Source organism: Thauera sp. AutoDN2 (genome assembly GCF_051280715.1).
Lineage (GTDB): Bacteria > Pseudomonadota > Gammaproteobacteria > Burkholderiales > Rhodocyclaceae > Thauera.
Window position 1 is genome coordinate 36201 of the sequence record NZ_JBNCAR010000006.1, and the last position, 13348, is coordinate 49548.

The 13348-nt window shown below is 65.1% G+C and carries 13 protein-coding genes; 4 read left to right on the plus strand and 9 right to left on the minus strand.

Annotated elements, in window-relative coordinates; translation table 11 throughout:
* Positions 1 to 2: 2 nt before the first annotated feature.
* The 4 genes from ahbB (at position 3) to ACPT9U_RS05465 (ending at position 4740) form a co-directional block, all read left to right on the plus strand.
* Positions 3 to 518, plus strand: a complete 516-nt coding sequence (gene ahbB, locus ACPT9U_RS05450) for a siroheme decarboxylase subunit beta (RefSeq protein WP_435750140.1) — start codon at positions 3 to 5, stop codon at positions 516 to 518.
* 96 nt (positions 519 to 614) lie between these two features.
* Positions 615 to 1823: a heme d1 biosynthesis radical SAM protein NirJ gene (gene nirJ / locus ACPT9U_RS05455; protein ID WP_418364822.1), complete on the plus strand. Its 1209-nt coding sequence runs from the start codon at positions 615 to 617 to the stop codon at positions 1821 to 1823.
* Positions 1820 to 3457, plus strand: coding sequence for a cytochrome D1 domain-containing protein (locus ACPT9U_RS05460; RefSeq protein WP_435750141.1), 1638 nt, complete (start codon positions 1820 to 1822; stop codon positions 3455 to 3457). Before nirJ ends, ACPT9U_RS05460 begins: the two co-directional genes overlap by 4 nt.
* A 95-nt stretch (positions 3458 to 3552) precedes the next feature.
* Positions 3553 to 4740, plus strand: coding sequence for an NnrS family protein (locus ACPT9U_RS05465; RefSeq protein WP_435750142.1), 1188 nt, complete (start codon positions 3553 to 3555; stop codon positions 4738 to 4740).
* A 9-nt stretch (positions 4741 to 4749) separates the two neighbouring features.
* Here the strand turns inward: ACPT9U_RS05465 and ACPT9U_RS05470 are convergent, their stop codons facing one another.
* The 9 genes from ACPT9U_RS05470 to ACPT9U_RS05510 all read right to left on the minus strand — a co-directional run bounded on the left by ACPT9U_RS05470 (position 4750) and on the right by ACPT9U_RS05510 (position 13331).
* Complete coding sequence (locus ACPT9U_RS05470; RefSeq protein WP_435750143.1) at positions 4750 to 5556, minus strand: EAL domain-containing protein; 807 nt, start codon at positions 5554 to 5556, stop codon at positions 4750 to 4752.
* Positions 5557 to 5656: 100 nt separating this feature from the next.
* Positions 5657 to 6415 carry a Crp/Fnr family transcriptional regulator gene (locus ACPT9U_RS05475; RefSeq protein WP_435750144.1) on the minus strand — a complete coding sequence of 253 codons (759 nt, stop codon included), beginning with the start codon at positions 6413 to 6415 and terminating at the stop codon, positions 5657 to 5659.
* 4 nt (positions 6416 to 6419) lie between these two features.
* Entirely contained in the window at positions 6420 to 8345 is a 1926-nt protein-coding gene (locus ACPT9U_RS05480; protein ID WP_418364817.1) for a nitric oxide reductase activation protein NorD, read from the minus strand.
* Between the two features lie 47 nt (positions 8346 to 8392).
* Positions 8393 to 8809, minus strand: a complete 417-nt coding sequence (locus tag ACPT9U_RS05485) for a hypothetical protein (RefSeq protein ID WP_418364816.1) — start codon at positions 8807 to 8809, stop codon at positions 8393 to 8395.
* 24 nt (positions 8810 to 8833) lie between these two features.
* The gene (locus tag ACPT9U_RS05490; protein ID WP_418364815.1) at positions 8834 to 9634 is read right to left on the minus strand and encodes a CbbQ/NirQ/NorQ/GpvN family protein; all 801 of its coding nucleotides are present in this window, start codon (positions 9632 to 9634) and stop codon (positions 8834 to 8836) included.
* Positions 9631 to 9912, minus strand: coding sequence for a cytochrome C oxidase subunit IV family protein (locus ACPT9U_RS05495; RefSeq protein ID WP_418364814.1), 282 nt, complete (start codon positions 9910 to 9912; stop codon positions 9631 to 9633). The genes ACPT9U_RS05490 and ACPT9U_RS05495 overlap by 4 nt, the downstream gene beginning before the upstream one ends.
* Positions 9913 to 9922: 10 nt before the next feature.
* Positions 9923 to 10528: a cytochrome c oxidase subunit 3 family protein gene (locus ACPT9U_RS05500; protein WP_418364813.1), complete on the minus strand. Its 606-nt coding sequence runs from the start codon at positions 10526 to 10528 to the stop codon at positions 9923 to 9925.
* Between the two features lie 68 nt (positions 10529 to 10596).
* Positions 10597 to 11691: a type I glyceraldehyde-3-phosphate dehydrogenase gene (locus ACPT9U_RS05505; RefSeq protein ID WP_418364812.1), complete on the minus strand. Its 1095-nt coding sequence runs from the start codon at positions 11689 to 11691 to the stop codon at positions 10597 to 10599.
* A gap of 260 nt (positions 11692 to 11951) precedes the next feature.
* Positions 11952 to 13331, minus strand: coding sequence for a cbb3-type cytochrome c oxidase subunit I (locus ACPT9U_RS05510; protein ID WP_418364811.1), 1380 nt, complete (start codon positions 13329 to 13331; stop codon positions 11952 to 11954).
* Positions 13332 to 13348 lie beyond the last annotated feature (17 nt).

Sequence of the window (13348 nt, forward strand, 5' to 3'; positions counted from 1 at the left end):
GCATGACCGGATCTGCTGCCGCACTGGCCGAGTTTGTCGAACTCGACCGACGCATCGTGCTGGCCACTCAGGGCGGCCTGCCGCTGGTGCCGCGGCCTTATGCGGCGGTTGCTGAAACGCTCGGCGTGGGGGAGCCGCTGGTGCGTGCGCGCATGGCCGCGATGCTAGAGGACGGGCGCATTCGCCGAATCGGCGCCGTGCCCAACCATTACGCCATCGGCTACACGGCAAACGGGATGAGCGTATGGGAGATCGATGACGCGGCGATCGATGCCGTGGGCGAGCGGGTCGGGGGGCTTTCCTTTGTCACGCATTGCTACCGTCGGCCGCGCCATCTGCCCGACTGGCCCTACAACCTTTTCGCCATGGTCCATGCAGGCAGTCGCGAGGCGGCGCTCGAGCGGGTGCAGGAGATCGCCGCCCTGATCGAACATGAATTCCCCGCGGCTTGTCGTCAGCACGACGTGCTGTTCTCCGCTGGGATCCTCAAAAAGACGGGGCTGCGCATCGGCGGCTGAGGGCGCGCCACGTCTTGCCCGCTTCGGGGCCCTTGACACGGGTCATTTACAGCATGGGGGTACTCGGGTGAAATGGGCGCCATTCAGGAGGGCCTCATGTTCCGTATCTCCCAATTCATCCGCGAGCTCGATCATCCCACGCCGGCCGGCCCCCGCCGCAATCCACCCGGGCCGGTGGTGATCTGGAACCTGATCCGGCGCTGCAACCTTACCTGCGAGCACTGCTACTCGATCTCGGCCGACAAGGATTTCCCCGGCGAGCTGAACACGCAGGAAGTTTTCAAGGTCATGGACGACCTGAAGGCCGCGCGCGTGCCGGTGCTGATCCTGTCCGGCGGCGAGCCCCTGCTGCGCTCCGACATCTTCGACATCGCCCGCCGCGCCAAGGGCATGGGCTTCTACGTGGGCCTGTCGTCCAATGGCACGCTGATCGACGACGCCAACATCGATGCGATCGATGGGATCGGCTTCGACTACGTGGGCGTGAGCCTGGATGGCATCGGCGCCACGCACGACCACTTCCGCCGCAAGCAGGGTGCCTTCGAGGCCTCGATGCATGGCATCCGCCTGTGCCGCGATCGGGGCATCAAGGTCGGCGTGCGCTACACCATGACCGAGGGCAATGCGCACGACCTGCCCGCGCTGCTGAAGCTGGTCGAGGACGAGGGCATCGACAAGTTCTACTTCTCGCACCTGAACTACGCTGGCCGCGGTAACAAGAACCGTGCCGGCGACGCCCAGCACCGGACCACACGCGAGGCCATGGAACTGCTCTTCGAGACCTGTCTCGATCTGCACCAGCGTGGTATCGAGAAGGACTTCGTCACGGGCAACAACGACGCTGACGGCCCCTTCCTGCTGCATTGGGTGCAGCAGCGCTTCCCGGACAAGGCCGCACACATCGAGGCCAGGCTGCGCCAGTGGGGCGGTAACGCGAGCGGGGTGAATGTCTCGAACATCGACAACCTCGGCATTGTGCACCCTGACACCATGTGGTGGCATGTGCCGCTGGGCAACGTGCGCGAGCGGGCCTTCGGCGACATCTGGAACGACCTCTCCAATCCGCTGCTCGCCGGGCTCAAGCAGCATCCGCGCAAGCTCGAAGGGCGCTGCGGGGCGTGCAGGTATCTCGACATCTGCAACGGCAGCTCTCGGGTGCGTGCCGAACAGGTCACCGGCAATCCGTGGGCGGAGGATCCCGCCTGCTATCTGTATGACGAAGAAATTGGCGTGAGCGCAGCGGACTATGGCGCCGAGCGTGTGGTCACCACGCCCTGGAAACGCATCAACAAGGTGTCGGCATGATAATCCGCACCGCGCTGACCACCGTGCTCGCAGCCCTTGCGGCTGCGCTATCGACTGGTACGCTTGCCTCGCCAGCCGCGGGCCCGGCGGCAACACCAGGACAGGCTGCGGCGATTCCCCTGCAGAACGTGATTGCGCTCTATGCCCAGCATTGCGCGGAGTGCCATGCACCCAACCGCCTTGGCGCCATGGGTCCGGCCCTGCTGCCCGACAACCTTGCGCGCCTGCGCAAGGCCGAGGCGGTGAAGATCATCACGAAGGGGCGCACCGCCACGCAGATGCCTGCCTTCGGCGAGGTGCTCAGCGCCGGCGAGATCGCCGCCATCACCGAGTGGATCTACACGCCGGTCGAACCCGCGCCGCGCTGGACCGACGAGGATGTCCGCGCCTCGCGCATCGTGCATGTCGACCCGGCCACGCTCTCCGACAAGCCGGTGTTTGACGCCGATCCGCTCAACCTCTTCCTGGTGGTGGAGGCGGGCGATCATCACGTCAGCGTGCTCGACGGCGACAAGCTCGAGCCGATCCATCGCTTCCAGTCCCGTTTCGCGCTGCATGGCGGGCCCAAGTTTGCCGCCGAGGGGCGCTACGTCTTCTTCGCTTCGCGCGACGGCTGGATCACCAAGTTCGACATGTGGAACCTCAAGGTGGTGGCTGAGGTGCGCGCCGGCATCAACACGCGCAACGTGGCCGTATCGCCCGATGGTACGCACGTGGCGGTTGCAAACTACCTGCCGCACACCCTGGTGCTGCTCGACGGCGACCTGAACCTGATCAAGACCCTCGAGGCCAAGGACCAGGATGGCAGGCAGACCTCGCGCGTGTCGGCCGTCTACGATGCGACACCGCGCCAATCCTTCATTGCCGCGCTGAAGGACGTGCCCGAGGTCTGGGAGATCAGCTACACGAAGGCGGTGGAGGATATTCCCACCGGTTTCATCCATGATTACAAGCAGCGCGAGGGCAGCTTCATTCCAGGTTACCTGAACCCGCGCCGCACGGTGCTTGCCGAGGTGCTGGACGATTTCTTCTTCACCCAGGATTACTCCGAGCTGATGGGCGCCTCGCGCGAGGGTGTGGGCCAGGTGGTAAACCTCGATGTGCGCAAGAAGATCGCCAACCTGCCGCTGGATGGCATGCCGCACCTGGGCTCGGGCATCACCTGGGAATGGACCGACCCCGCCGCCGGGCCGGATGCGAAGCCGCGCACCGTGATGGCGAGTACCAACCTCAAGGCTGGCGAGGTCACGGTGATCGACATGAAGACCTGGGAGGTGGTCAAACGCATCCAGACGCGTGGCCCGGGCTTCTTCCTGCGCAGCCACGGCAACAGCCGCTACGCCTTCGTGGACTCGATGATGAGCCCCGAGGCCAAGCACATCCTGCAGATCATCGACAAGCAAACGCTCGAGGTGGTCAAGGAGATCACCGGCGAGCCGGGCAAGACGCTTGCGCACGTCGAGTTCACCCGCGACGGGCGCTACGCGCTCGCCAGTCTCTGGGAGGACGAAGGTGCGGTGATCGTGCTCGACGCGCAGACCCTCGAAGAGCGCAAGCGTCTCCCGATGCGTAAGCCCGTGGGCAAGTACAACGTATGGAACAAGATCACGCGCGAAGAGGGCACCAGCCACTGAACGCAACGCCCCGCCGCCGGGGTCCCTGAACAAGGGCGGACCCGGCGGTGGTTTATTCTCCCCGGCACTTCCTCAAGCAAGACAGAGATCTAGACATGGCGCTGATTCGCCTCGACGAACCGACAAGCAAACGCATCCCCCCCGAAACCTTCTCGCTCTGGGCGCTCGGTTTCCGGCCCTTCTATCTGCTCGCCGCCCTGTTCGCAGCCATCGCCGTACCGGTATGGGCGGTGGGTTACGCTGGGGGCATCGATCTGCCCATGCCCGGCATCTGGTGGCATGCGCACGAGATGATCTTCGGCTTTGCCGCGGCGGTCATCATCGGCTTCCTGTACACCGCGGCGGGGAACTGGACCGGACTGAAGACGCCCGTGGGAAAGCCACTCGCGGCGCTGGCTGCGGTCTGGCTGGCTGGCCGGCTCGCCATGGCCTTTGGTTCCGGCGCCTGGGTAGCGGTCGTCGATCTCGCCTTCCTGCCGGTCGCGGCAGGCATGTTGTTGCGCGTGCTGATCAAGGGCAAGAGCACGCGCAACTACTTCGTTGGGGCCGTGCCCGCGGCGCTGTCGCTGGCCAACCTGTTTTTCCATCTGGCGGTGCTCGGCGTGATCGAGGCGGATCCGCTGATGGCGATGCATTTTGCCCTCGGTCTGGTGGTGGTGCTCGAAACCATCGTGGGCGGACGGGTGATCCCGATGTTCACCTTCAATGGCCTGCGCGGCGTCCGTCAGTGGCGGAACAAGCAACTCGACTGGGCTGCGGCGATCGCCACGGGCATCGCCCTCCTGCTGTGGGCGCTTGACGCCGGTGCATGGGCGGGCGCGGTTTCCCTGCTGGCTGCAGTGTTGCAGGCGACCCGGCTGGGCGGCTGGAACCCTTGGGCAACTCGTGGCACGCCGATCCTGTGGGTGCTGCACCTGTCGTATCTGTGGATTCCGCTTGGCCTCGCGCTGGTTGGTCTCACGCAGTTCGGTGTGCTGCCGCGCTCGGCAGGGATTCACGCGCTGGCAATCGGTGCGACCGGCGGTCTCATCATCGGCATGATCACCCGCACCGCGCTCGGGCACACGGGCCGCATGCTGATCGCGGGCCGGATCGAAACGGCAGCGTATGCACTCGTGCTCCTTGCGGCGCTGGTGCGGGTGCTGACGGTGGGCTTCATCCCGGCAGCACAGATCGGTGGCGTGCATGCTGCCGCCACGTTGTGGTCGCTCGGCTTTCTGCTCTATCTGTGGCGCTATACGCCCTTCCTCATGCGGGCGCGGGCAGACGGCAAGGAGGGCTGAGCCGCCGTATCAGGTGCGCAACAGGCTGGACAGCACACCGGGGTCGGGAACCGGCAGGGACTCGAAGCCCGGTCGTGCGAACAGGTATCCCTGCTGAAGCAATATGCCCATGTCGGCGAGGCAACGCGCCTCGCCAAGGGTTTCCACGCCTTCGCCGATCAGGCTGCAGGGAAACTCTTCGGCCAGGTTGACCAGATGGCGCACGATCAGTTGACGGCGAGGGTCCTGGTCGATGTTGCGGATCAGGTTCATGTCGAGCTTCAGCGTGTCGGGCTGGAAGTGCGTGAGCAGGTTGAGGCCGGCATACCCTGCACCGAAGTCGTCGATTGCAGTCGCAAATCCGATCGCACGATATTCCTCCACGATGCGGCGTAGATGCCCATCGTTGCGCACCTCTTCGACTTCAGTGATCTCGAACTGCAGCCGGTTGAGGGGAAAACCCACGCGGTTTGCCGCCTCGATGGTGGCGCGAATGCAGGCCTTGGGCTCGTACACCGCGTTCGGCAGGAAGTTGATGCTCAGTCGCGTCGACAGGCCCAGCTTCTGGGCGAGCTCGATGGCACGAATCCGGCATTGCTGATCGAACGGGTATCGGTTCTCGTCGGTCACCTGAGAGAGCACGGTCGCTGCACCCTGGCCACCGGGGCCGCGCACGAGTGCCTCCCAGCCCCATGTTTCGCCCTTGCCCAAGTCGACAATGGGCTGAAAGGCCATGCTGAAGTCGAAGGCCAGGGGCGGCAGATCGCGGCAACGGCTGCAGCCCGGTGTATCGACAGTGGCGTGAGGGGGGGGCAGGGGGTGTTCCGTACCGGTCATGTGTTCAGCCGTGGTGTGATGTGGTCGCGCCTCGCACCTTATGGCGCGGGGCTTCGAGGATCAAGGGCGTAGGTCACGCTTGCGCCGCGCCCGCGCGGCTTCAGTTCAGGCTCTTGCGCAGGCGGCCGATGTCCGGAATGTGGATGGTGCGGCCCTCGACCTGGATGAGCCTCGCGTTGGACAACTCGTTGAGGATGCGCGAGAAGTGTTCCTGCGTGAGGTTCAGCCGCGAGGCGATTGTGCCCTTGCTGGTGGGAAGCCGGATGGAAACCTGGCCCTCGGCTACGTGATCCCCGTCGCGCTCTTCCTCGCGCAGCAGGTAGCCGATCACCCGCTCGCGGCCGGAGCGCAGCGAGTAACTCTCGACGTCGGCCATCAGGTGATGAAGGCGCTGCGCCAGGCCTGCGATGATCTTGCGGCAGAAGCTGGGGTCGACCGCCATCTCGTCGAAGAACACCTGCTTGCCGATGTGGAGGAGGGTGGAGTCGGTCAGGGCCTGTGCCATCACCACGTAGGGCTTGTCGGTAAACATCACCGCCTCGCCGAAGCTGCGTCCCGCATAAAGGATGTCCACCACCTTCTCGTTGCCATCGGCGGAGGTGAAGGCCAGCTTGATCTGGCCGCTGAGAATCAGGTGGAAGCCGTTGCAGGGGGCGCCGCGGTGGAAGAGGATCTCGCCCTTGGGCGCTTTTACCTCGCGCACGCCACGGGCAAAGCGTGCGATGTCGCTGCAGGACAGCCCGTTGAACAGCGAGGCCTGCGAAAGCAGGCGGCACAGGCGGTCCAGTTCGTCCGCGGGCGGCGTGCCGTACTGCGCTGGCTGCAGCCCGTCGCGGCACAGGTCATCACATCTGGGCATGGCTTTAGCGTGTGAGCTGGGCATAGAACATGGGGAGGCGCGCGGGCAGTTCGTCCGGCTGGCGGATGACCGCGAAGCCTGCGGGGCCGAAAAGGTGGGGCAGGTAGCTCGCGCCTTCGCGGTCGATGGTGACGCAGAAGGGCACGATGCCGCGATTGCGGGCCTCGACGACGGCCACGCGGGTGTCCTCGATGCCGTAACGACCGTCGTAGAGATCAAGGTCGTTGGGCTTGCCGTCGGACAGGATCAGGAGGATGCGCCGCGCCGCGCTCTGTTTCTCGAGCACGTTGGTGGCGTGGCGGATCGCTGCGCCAAGACGGGTGTAGTAGCCGGGCTTGATCGCCATGATGCGGCCGCGTGCCTGGTCGTCGAAGCGTTGATCGAAATCCTTCAGGCGATGAAAGCGCACGTTGCTGCGTTTGACCGAGGAGAAGCCGCACAGCGCGAAGCGGTCGCCGGTGGCGAGCAGTGCTTCACCGAACAGCAGCAGCGAGTCGCGGATGACATCGATCACGCGGGCATGCGAAGAGATCCAGGTGTCGGTGGATAGCGAGAGGTCAGCGAGCGCAAGGCAGGCGAGGTCGCGCTCGCGCTTCTCGAGCGACAGATAAAGCTGGTCGGACGGGTGATGGCCCGTGGCGCGGTCGGTGGTTGCGCGCACGAGCGCGTCGACGTCGAGTTCGCTGCCGTCGGCCTGAGCCTTGAGCCAGCGGCGTGCGGGGGTGAGCGCAGCAAACTGACGGTGCAGTCGGCGTGCGGTGCGACGGAGATGGTCGGGGAGCTTGCAGGGCGCGGCGCGTGGGTCGTGCACCGAGGCGGTGAACTCGGTCAGGCGCACGTGATCCTCCCGCAGGAGGTCCTTGCGGTAGTCCCACTCCGGGAGCGGAATTCCGTCGCCCAGCACCACGTCGTCTTCCGCCGCGGACGGCAGGTCGAGGTCGAAGCGGATCTTCGAGGCCACGCGCTCGCCGTCGCGGGTGATCGATAGCTGATCGAGGTTCGCCGCGGCTTCGGCTGCATTGTCGTCGGGGTCGTCGTCGGTGCTGCGCTTGACCTTGATGAACTCCGCGACCGAAAGCAGGCTCTCGACGCGGAAGGGGATGATCATGCCATGCTTTTCGGGCGCGTTGTCCTGGCGTTCGACGCGGTGTGCCTGCTCGCTGGCATCGCGGCCCGGCTTGCTGTTGCCGGCCTCGCCGCCTTCCGGGCCGTTCGCGCTGCCGGTGAGTCCCCCGGCGCCCGCTCCGCGGTAGTCACTCAGCCACAGCAACACCGGCTGGGTTTCCCGGGCCTTGGCGGGCAGCTTGGGGAGTGCGGCGATGCTGCCGGGCGCGTGCAGCGCCTGGCGTAGCAGGTTCTCGCGTTCGGCTTCGGGGGCGGGCAACTTGGCGACCTGGGGGCGTTGCGCGATCACGGCCTCCACCAGACGGCGGTAGCGTGTCTCGATGCCCGGCCAGCGGCGCAGTGCGCGCAGCGTCGCACGCTGGTTCTCGCGCAGTTCACGCGTGGCGGCTTCGTCAAAATCGCCCGTGGGCAGGGGCGCAAGCGCGGCGTCCGCTGCGGCATCGGTGATGGTGTTCCCACCGCCGTGGGCGGCCGCCAGGGCCGCCAGCCAGAGATAGAGATCACGATTGAGGCTGCGTTCGGGAAGCGCGTCCAGTTCCGGGGGCAGGCGCAGGGTGCTGATGTCCATGCGACCGCGCGGAATGCGCTCGTCGGCGCCGGCGATGCGCTGCAGCAGGCTGCGGCGGGCGCCGTGCGTATCGGACGTGGCTGCGGCCACGCGCAGGCCGGGGTCGCCACCCAGCGCACGGAAGAACACCCCGGCCACTTTCTCCATTTCCTTGAGCTTGACCGCTGCCTTGGGAAAGTGCCCGCCGGCCGCACGGGTGATCAGTCGGTGCCAGAGCAGGCCTACGTGTTCTTCCATCTGTCAGTGCTCCTCATGCGACGGTTTTTCCGCCGCAAGCCCATGGCTCAAGACTGTTCGGGCGCTTCGCGCGGACCGAAAACGGGGTAGCGCCAGGTGCGACCGTTGATTGCACGTGACAGGCCCATGACACCCAGCAGGATCAATGTTGAGTGCACGAAGGTGAAGTAAAGCACACCGATCACCCATGTCCAGGGGTTGTCGAAACCGCCGAGCAGGAAGATCGCCACGCTGATCGTCACCAGTAAAAGGCCACCCCAGATGCAGGTCCATCCGGTCTGGCGCAGGTGATTGCGTACCAGCGGATCGGGGTCGTTGTGATGGCGCGACCACAGCACCATCAGCGCGATAAATGCGATCCCCGGCAGCAACATCAGGTTGATCAGGAACAGGGCCTCGGCCGCGACGGCCAGCTTGGGGCCCGGCATGACATGCCGCAAGGGGTCTGGGCGCTGGGGGCTCATGGCAGTGTCCGTTCGTGGTGGCCGTCAGCGGCCGAAGGTGGCGGAAACCACCTCCATGAGGCCTTCCGCGATCTCGGGGTCGTCGGTGAGGCTCTCGACGATGCCGACGCGGCAGGCAGCGATCGGATCCATGCCGTCCTTGGTGAGCAGCGCAGCGTAGACCAGCAGGCGTGTGCTCGCAGCCTCTTCCAGGTCGCGATCCTTCAACGAACGCAGGGAGCCCGCGATCGCAACCAGGCGTTTGGCCAGGTCGGGCGCGCAGCCGGTCTCACCGATCAGGATGGCTTCCTCCTGCGCGGGGCGTGGAAAGTCGAAGCGCAGGCTGACGAAGCGCTGCCGAGTTGAGGGCTTCATGCCCTTGAGCAGGTTCTGGTAGCCGGGGTTGTACGACACCACCAGCATGAAACCCGGTGGTGCCTGGAGCAACTCGCCGGTGCGGTCGATCGGCAGGAGGCGGCGGTCGTCCGCGAGCGGGTGCAGCACCACAGTGGTGTCCTTGCGCGCCTCGACGACTTCGTCGAGGTAGCAGATGCCGCCTTCGCGCACGGCGCGCGTCAGCGGCCCGTCGCACCACATGGTCTTGCCGTCGCCGATCAGGTGGCGGCCGACGAGGTCGGCGGCGGTCAGATCGTCATGGCAGGCCACGGTATAGAGCGGCAGGCCGAGGCGGGCGGCCATGTATGCGACAAAGCGTGTCTTGCCGCAACCGGTCGGTCCCTTGATGAGCAGCGGCAGCCGGTTCTTCCATGCGTGCTCGAAGATGCTGATCTCGTCGCCGGAGGCTTCGTAGAACGGGGTGTCGAGGTTCGGGGTGTCCGGCTTCATTGTGCGAGTCCCTTGATGTAGGCGATGGCGATGACGGCCCAGACGAGGACCATCCAGCCCATGGTGACCGCGCGCCACAGCAGCGGTGCGTGGCGTAGCGCCATGAAATCGAGAATGATCACTGCGCCTTTCCAGAACGATATGACGGCGAGGAGGGCAACGCCCCAGGTGCCCGTCTCGCCCAGTGCGCCCATGGCCCAGGTGGCGATGGTGGCGAGGATCAGCGTGGCCCAGAGCAGGGTGGAGGTACGAGGGGTGCCGTGCATGCTCTTGCTCATGTCGTTCTCCTCAGTGAATGACGTAGACGAGGGGGAACAGCACCAGCCAGACCAGGTCGACCATGTGCCAGTACGCGGCGCCGGTTTCGAGGCCGTTCATCTCGCCGGGACGATAGCGCCCCTGGCGTGCGCCGTTCCACATCGCGATCAGGATCACCAGGCCGAGGATCACATGCATGAAGTGGAAGAAGGTCAGCGACAGATAGAACATGTGGAACGGGCTGCTCGAGAGACTGATGTTGTGCTCGAACGCCGCCGCATACTCGGTGAGCTTGACGAGGATGAAGCCGAAGCCGGTGAGGATGGCGCCGAGCAGCCAGTTGGCGCACTCGCGCGATGCCTCGCGCTCGGCGGCCTGCACCGCGCGCACGACGAAGTAGCTCGCCGTGAGCAACAGGATGGTGTTGATCGCGCCGGCGTGGCGGTTGAGCTCGAGCTGCTCGGTGTTGAACAGTTCGATGTTGTTGGCGCGGGTGAAGGCGTAGGCGGCGAAGAAGACGCCGAAGGCGAGCAACTCGGCGAGGATGAAGAACCAGATCGCCAGGTCCCCCGCCAGGCGCGGGGCATTGTCCTGCGCAGGGGCCGAATCCGGGGCGATGGCAGTGTTTGTGGTCATTTGGGGAGCGGCTCGTGTTGGTTTCCCGTGAGTCTAGGAAACCCTGCCCCCGAATAACTTGATCGGGGTTAATTGAGATCCAATCTCGCTTGTAGCCGGGCTTTCTTTTCCAGCCAGTGCCGCGTGACGTCGACCATGCGGCTGGCAAAGCCCCACTCGTTGTCGAACCAGACCATCAGGTTGATCATGCGCGGCCCGACGCTGCGCGTCTGGCTGGCGTCGAGGATCGCCGAGTGCGGATCGTGGTTGAAGTCGATCGACGCATGGGGATCGTCCGAGTACGCGATGAGGCCGCGGTAGCAGCCAGCGGCCGCCTCATGCAGCAAGGCGTTGATCTCGCCGGGATGCAGGTCCCGTGCGAGGGTGAGCACCACGTCGATGGCCGAGACATTGTGCGTGGGGACCCGGATGGCCTTGGCGACGACCCGCCCGGAAAGCTCCGGCAGGAGCCGTTCCACGCCGCGGGCGAGGCCGGTCGACACCGGGATGATCGACTGCATCGCCGAGCGCGTACGGCGCAGGTCGGTGTGATGGTAGCCGTCGATCAGCGGTTGATCGTTCATCGCCGAATGCAGGGTGGTGAGCAGTACCTGCTCGAGGCCGATCTCGCGGTGCAGCAGGTCGAGCACCGGCACGATTGCGTTGGTGGTGCACGAGGCATTCGAAACCAGCTGCTCGTCGCCGTTCAGATGCCCTTCATTGACCCCGAACACCACGGTTGCATCAACGTCCTCGCCGCTGTTGCCGGGGTGCGAGAGCAGCAGTCGTGGACACCCGGCGTGCAGGAAGCGCTGCAAGGCCTCGCGGCCGCCGTACTGTCCCGAGCACTCCACCAGCAGGTCGATGCCGAGCGCGCCCCAGTCCACCCCTTCGGGCGTCGAGGCGTGCGTGACCGTGATCTCGTGGCCGGAGATGAGCAGGCTCGATTCCTTGCTGCCGACCGGTTCGGGGAAACGGCCGTGCGTCGAGTCGAAGCGGGTGAGGTAAGTGATGCTGGCCAGGTCGGCCGGCTCGTTGATGGCGACGATGCGGAAGCGCTCGGCGAGTCCCGCTTCGTGCAAGGCTCGGAGGTAGCACCGGCCGATGCGGCCATAGCCGTTGATGGCGACGCGGAAGCGGCTGTCCGGGGAGGCAGGTTTGGCGGTGAGATCGGGAGCGGTCACGTCGAACTCGAGGGCAGGCGGGGATGGGTGGCGGCGGTGGGCTGATCTGCGCACAGGCGATGGAACCACGGGGTGGTCAACAAACGCAGGGCAGCCGCCATTCTAGCGGTGCGGGCAGCTACGGCGCCCGGAATTGCGCACCCGGGCCGCGGCGACGGCTGACTCGGACGGCGTGACGAGCCAAAAAAAAGGGGCGGCTATCGCCGCCCCAACCCCTTCCCCTGGATCGCCCAGGAGTTGCTACCGAAGAACCTTGTAAATCAGGCCTTGACTGCCTTCGCTTCGCCCTTGATGAAGAAGCTGGCGAGATAGACGATCAGACCAATGAAGAACATCACGCCCGCCCATTCACGCATCCAGTAGAACAGCGTCAGCTGATCCTGGGTGGCCATGAAGGACATCGGAGTGTCCGACACGCGCTGCAGCCAGACCTGCAGGATGCCGGCAGCGGTCAGGAACAGCGTGATGAAGACCATGGCGATCGTCATCAGCCAGAACGACCACATCTCGACGACCTGAGCCTTCTCGCTGTTGGCAGCGCGGCCGCGCATGATCGGCATGGCGTAGCTGATGATCGTCAGCACCACCATCACGTAAGCGCCATAGAAGGCCATGTGGCCGTGCGCCGCGGTGATCTGCGAGCCGTGCGTGAAGTAGTTCACCGGAGCCAGGGTGTGCAGGAAGCCCCACACGCCTGCGCCCAGGAACGCCATCACGCCGGTGCCCAGTGCCCACAGCACGGCCGCCTTGTTCGGATGCTCGCGACGACGACGGTTCACCATGTTGAAGGCGAACACGGTCATGGCGAAGAACGGGATCGGCTCCAGCGCGGAGAAGATCGAACCCCACCACTGCCAGTATTCCGGCGTACCGATCCAGAAGTAGTGGTGGCCGGTACCGATGATGCCGGTCACGAGCGCCAGGGTGATGATCACGTACAGCCACTTCTCGATGACCTCGCGGTCAACACCGGTCACCTTGATGAGGACGAAGGCGAGCAGCGCGGCCATGATCAGTTCCCAGACGCCTTCCACCCAGAGGTGAACCACCCACCACCAGTAGAACTTGTCGCGGACGAGGTTGACCGGGTTGTAGAAGGAGAACAGGAAGAAGATCGCCAGACCCCACAGGCCCAACAGCAGGACGATGCTGATGACGGTCTTGCGGCCCTTCAGCACGGTCATGGTGATGTTGAACAGGAAGGCCAGTGCCACGACCACGATGCCGATCTTGGTCAGCAAAGGCTGTTCGAGGAACTCCCGGCCCATGGTCGCGAGGATGTCGTTGCCCGTCATCGACGCCAGCGTGCTGTAGGGCACGAGCAGGTAGCCGAGGATGGTCAGCGCCCCGGCGACGAGGAAGACCCAGAACAATGCCAGCGCCAGCTTCGGGCTGAACAGTTCGGTCTCCGCCTCTTCAGGCACGAGGTAGTAGGCCGCCCCCATGAAGCCGAACAGCAGCCACACGATCAGCAGGTTGGTATGCACCATGCGCGCCACGTTGAAGGGGATTTCCGGGAACAGGAAATCGCCCACCACGTATTGCAGGCCCATGATCAGACCGAAGATGATTTGCCCCACGAAAAGCCCGATCGCCGCGATGAAGTAGGGCATGGCGACCGCTTGTGATTTGTATTGCATGGATATCCCCTTTTGGT

Excerpts from the sequence above, each read along its gene's own strand:
- ahbB (WP_435750140.1), top strand. The coding sequence starts at position 3 with ATGACCGGATCTGCTGCCGCACTGGCCGAGTTTGTCGAACTCGACCGA.
- nirJ (WP_418364822.1), top strand. The coding sequence starts at position 615 with ATGTTCCGTATCTCCCAATTCATCCGCGAGCTCGATCATCCCACGCCG.
- ACPT9U_RS05460 (WP_435750141.1), top strand. The coding sequence starts at position 1,820 with ATGATAATCCGCACCGCGCTGACCACCGTGCTCGCAGCCCTTGCGGCT.
- ACPT9U_RS05465 (WP_435750142.1), top strand. The coding sequence starts at position 3,553 with ATGGCGCTGATTCGCCTCGACGAACCGACAAGCAAACGCATCCCCCCC.
- ACPT9U_RS05470 (WP_435750143.1), bottom strand. The coding sequence starts at position 5,556 with ATGACCGGTACGGAACACCCCCTGCCCCCCCCTCACGCCACTGTCGAT.
- ACPT9U_RS05475 (WP_435750144.1), bottom strand. The coding sequence starts at position 6,415 with ATGCCCAGATGTGATGACCTGTGCCGCGACGGGCTGCAGCCAGCGCAG.
- ACPT9U_RS05480 (WP_418364817.1), bottom strand. The coding sequence starts at position 8,345 with ATGGAAGAACACGTAGGCCTGCTCTGGCACCGACTGATCACCCGTGCG.
- ACPT9U_RS05485 (WP_418364816.1), bottom strand. The coding sequence starts at position 8,809 with ATGAGCCCCCAGCGCCCAGACCCCTTGCGGCATGTCATGCCGGGCCCC.
- ACPT9U_RS05490 (WP_418364815.1), bottom strand. The coding sequence starts at position 9,634 with ATGAAGCCGGACACCCCGAACCTCGACACCCCGTTCTACGAAGCCTCC.
- ACPT9U_RS05495 (WP_418364814.1), bottom strand. The coding sequence starts at position 9,912 with ATGAGCAAGAGCATGCACGGCACCCCTCGTACCTCCACCCTGCTCTGG.
- ACPT9U_RS05500 (WP_418364813.1), bottom strand. The coding sequence starts at position 10,528 with ATGACCACAAACACTGCCATCGCCCCGGATTCGGCCCCTGCGCAGGAC.
- ACPT9U_RS05510 (WP_418364811.1), bottom strand. The coding sequence starts at position 13,331 with ATGCAATACAAATCACAAGCGGTCGCCATGCCCTACTTCATCGCGGCG.